General features: G+C 50.6%; 3 protein-coding genes. 2 read left to right on the forward strand and 1 reads right to left on the reverse strand.

The features are described 5' to 3' along the window. Positions 1 to 2113: Ig-like domain-containing protein (locus tag EHN07_RS20270; protein ID WP_124025805.1), on the forward strand; the 2113-nt coding region annotated here is incomplete at its 5' end. A 181-nt stretch (positions 2114 to 2294) separates the two neighbouring features. Continuing rightward, positions 2295 to 3533, forward strand: coding sequence for an alanine racemase (alr, locus tag EHN07_RS20275; protein ID WP_124025806.1), 1239 nt, complete (start codon positions 2295 to 2297; stop codon positions 3531 to 3533). A gap of 153 nt (positions 3534 to 3686) precedes the next feature. On the opposite strand, the gene EHN07_RS20280 is transcribed toward alr, so the two are convergent. Beyond that, the coding region (locus EHN07_RS20280) for a DUF2058 domain-containing protein (protein ID WP_148085483.1) at positions 3687 to 4160 on the reverse strand (474 nt) is incomplete at its 5' end.

Below are 4160 nucleotides of genomic sequence, written 5' to 3' on the forward strand. Positions count from 1 at the left end.
GACGGTGCAGGCCACCATCATCACCACTGATGCAGCGGGCAACACCGCCACAGCCAGCGCTGACCATGCGGTCGGCGTGGATGTCAGCGCAGAGGCCACCATCACGATTGATAGCGTTGTCACCGAAGATGTTCCTCAGACTGACGGCCCACAGGGTACGGTTATCCATGTCAACGGTGGCAGTGCTTCAGCCGATGGTTTTGATGTTCTGGATGGGAAAATTGTCAAAATCGGTTCAAACGTACATATCTGGTTAAGTGAAGGTGATACCAGGCCTGAGTGTGCGGATCCTGACACACAGATCAAATATTACCAGGACGGTAATGTAAGAGGGGACGGGCCTTACACTGATGTGTTTGTTGTGCATCCGGGAAGTCAATATGAGCGTAGTGGCGATGGCTTCCGCGATAATTTAAATTCCATTAACGGTACGACGCAGAATGACCAGAGTGGGCATAAAGATTACATCTTCTTGCAGGATGGAACGACCTCTGATTACCAGCACTCATCCGGCACTAATAACAATTCAGAACATAACGTTAATACGTTAGAAAGCATTAACATTACGGGCACCAACGATGCAGGCCAGACTCTGAATTTACAGGGCGTAAACCGTATTGAAGGGATCATTTATGGCGACGGCTCGTCCTATACCGCAAACGGTGACCGTACAGTCATTACCCATAGCAATACCCCTGCGGCGACAGAGCAATATTCCTTTATCAACGGTACCGTTAGCGGTGACGCACAGGTAAATGATGTGGTTACGCTCACTATTAACGGCCATGAATATACCGGCACCGTTCAGCTGATGGGCAATGGTCCGCTGGGCTACAGTATTTCGGTGAATAGTGCGGATTTGGCAAAGGGCCAGCTTATTCATGCCACCATTACGGCTACTGATGATGTCGGCAATACCGTTACGGTCAGTGCTGAATCCTCTATCAGTGACAATAATCTTGTTAGCACTGAGAATATCGTCGCCCAACAGCCTGCCAGTGCGGGCTCTGTTGCCAACGTTGATGCTAATCATAGTGCAAGTGAAGCTGCTGCAATTGATAAACCGGCTCACGTTGATAAGCCACACGCTGCGATTACGCTGATTAATGGCGGCAGTGGAACGGCAGACGGGTTCGATGTTCAGGGTGGCAAAATTGTCGCTATCGGCTCAAATGTGCGTATCTGGTTAAGCGACGGGGATAAAGAACCGTTGTGCGCTGATAGCGCCAACCAGATTAAACATTACGGAAAAGATAACAATAATGGCAATCCGCAGGGTGACGGTACGCATGCTGATGTCTTTGTGGTGCATCAGGGCAGTGGTTATCTCCAGGATGGCAACCATCGCGGCTTAGACGCCATTAATGGCACGACGCAGCAGGTAGAAGGCGGACACAAAGACTACATCTTCCTGCAGGATGGTGCTCCGTCTGACTATACCTGTACCGCGGGCACCAATAACAATGCCGCTTCCAACGTAAACACGCTGGAAAATATTGCGCTGACGGGTACGCATAATGATGCGGGCCAGGGGCTGCATTTACAGGGCGTAAACCATATCGAGGGGGTGATTTACGGTGACGGTACAGCCGCCATTACTGCAAATGAAACACGGACTACCTTCGAGCATCACGATACCCCGGCAGTGACCCACGTCTCGTTGATGGATGCCCTTTCCGCCTCCGCAGTGGACGACTCTTCCGGCCATGCTCTGTCTAATTTGCTGGAAAGTGGTGATGATATCTTCCACCCGGCACCGTCTGCTGCTGCAGATAACGCGGCGCATCAGGGGAATCACCTGCTGAGTGATGCGCATGATGGGTTATTTATCCTGACTGCAGACCAGCATAGCGACGTGGTGCAAAGCTGGCAGCCAGATAATCAGGGCTCAGCTGTTATGGGCCAGGTTGAGCAGATTAACCTGAGTGATTTAACGCATGAACTTGAGCACGGCACGGATATTGCGAGCCTAATCAAAGATACCGGGCAACCGGCTACTGAACCGGCGCTGGTTGATACTAAAGCCCATGTTGCCGTTGAGCCAGGTGGGATGGACAGTATGCAACATTCATCGTTTGATCATCTGTTACATAAACCTGAGCATCAGTACTAACGGTTTATTCCGGTCATACCAGGAGCTTACCCACGTAATGTGCGTAAGCTCTTTTTTTATAACGTACTCTGTCATCTCCAGATGAAGACCAGTAAATTAAGAAATTAATCAGGCAGATACCCTGATTGTCCTGACGATGTTGGTTCACCAGAAATGATTTTAACTTTGCGAAGGAGTTAGCATGCCCCTGCATTTACGCCGTTTAGCTTTGATCCCTCTGTTTGTTCTCACCGCCTGTAATAGCCCAGTCAACACCACCGTTCCCCCAGCCAGCACGCTTTCTGCGGCGGGTTATCATCACCAGCAACTGGTGGTGGATAATTCAACGCTTGAAATTTCCCGCAGCGCGCTGGAATACAACGTACAAAAGGTGCAAAAGCTGCTCGGCAACCAGTCCACGATGTGCGCTATTCTCAAAGGGGATGCATACGGGCATGACCTGTCGCTGGTCACGCCGGTTATGCTGGCAAACAATGTGCAGTGTATCGGCGTTGCCAGCAATGAAGAGCTAAAAACCGTGCGCGACCTCGGTTTCAAAGGCCGCCTGCTGCGTGTAAGAAATGCCACCGAAGAAGAGATGCGCCAGGCGACGGACTATGACACCGAAGAGCTGATTGGCAATCTGGATATGGCAAAACGCCTGGATGACATTGCTCAGCAGCAGGGGAAAACGCTGCGCATTCACCTTGCGTTGAACTCAGGCGGCATGTCCCGTAACGGGCTGGAAGTCGGCAGTCAGCAGGGTTTAAACGAGGCAAAAGCTATCTCTGAACTGAGCCATCTGAAAATTGTCGGGATCATGTCTCACTACCCGGAAGAAGATGCGGCAGCGGTTCGCAAAGATCTGGCGCGCTTTAAAATTCAGTCACAGCAGGTTCTGGAGATCACCGGCCTGAAGCGTGAACAGGTCACGCTGCATGTTGCCAACAGCTTTGCGACATTGACGGTGCCGGAGTCCTGGCTTGATATGGTGCGGGTCGGCGGCGTGTTTTATGGCGATACCATTGCCAGCAACGACTACAAGCGCGTGATGACCTTAAAATCATCCATTGCTTCGGTGAATCATTATCCGAAAGGAAATACGGTAGGGTATGACCGCACTTATACGCTGAAGCGTAACTCTGTGCTGGCTAACATTCCGGTGGGCTATGCCGACGGCTATCGTCGCGTGTTCAGCAATGCCGGCCATGTTCTGATCCGCGGCCAGCGCGTGCCGATCCTGGGTAAAACATCAATGAATACCGTGGTGGTTGACGTCACCGACCTGAAAGGTGTTACGCCAGGCGATGAAGTGGTGCTGTTTGGTAAGCAGGGGCATGCCGAGGTGACCGCTACCGAAGTGGAAGATATCAGCGGCGCGCTGTTTACCGAAATGTCGATTCTGTGGGGAGCAACAAACAAGCGTGTGCTGGTAGATTAATAGCCTGAGCCTGGTGATAAGCCGGGCTTTTTTTATTGAACGGGAAGCTTAGAGGGCGCGTTTCAGGAGGGGTTTCAGCAATAAATTCTGCGGTAATAAAATTTATTGGGGCAATGGCCATGGCCCGTTGTCCTGAATCTCTGGCTATTTTCCCTACCACATCAAATCATCAGGCACGATAAAATCGGCATAGGGATCTTCTTCATCCTGAGCTTCCTGGCTAAGCGCGCTATTTAATACAATATAGCTCGCATCGCGCTGGGCAATTTTGTCGGCAACGCTGGCGGGAATAATAGCGTATTCGCTCTCAGGGCCATTATCAGCAGCCAGGCGAGCAATCGCCAGGCGACCATGGGTCAATTGAGTCTGCGTCATCTTATCCACATAGACTTTTTTGATTAAATTATTATCTGTGAAGTTATACCCAATCTCACCCTTTGCAATGACGATGCGATTCATTTCAATCAGTTGCTTTATCTGCGCTTTAAATTCTTTAGATAAAGCGGCTTGCTTTTGTTGCTCACTTAACAGTTTGTCCCGTTCAAGCTGGGCCTTTTTATTGGCTTCCACCGCCTCTCTGGCCTCACGCGTCTGAACGCGCGATTTTTTCGCCGTTCTTTGCACTTT

It is taken from the genome of Buttiauxella warmboldiae (genome assembly GCF_003818135.1).
Classification (GTDB): Bacteria; Pseudomonadota; Gammaproteobacteria; order Enterobacterales; family Enterobacteriaceae; genus Buttiauxella; species Buttiauxella warmboldiae.

What these genes read in the sequence shown, in the direction of transcription:
- alr (WP_124025806.1), top strand. Translation starts at nt 2,295, where the DNA reads ATGCCCCTGCATTTACGCCGTTTAGCTTTGATCCCTCTGTTTGTTCTC.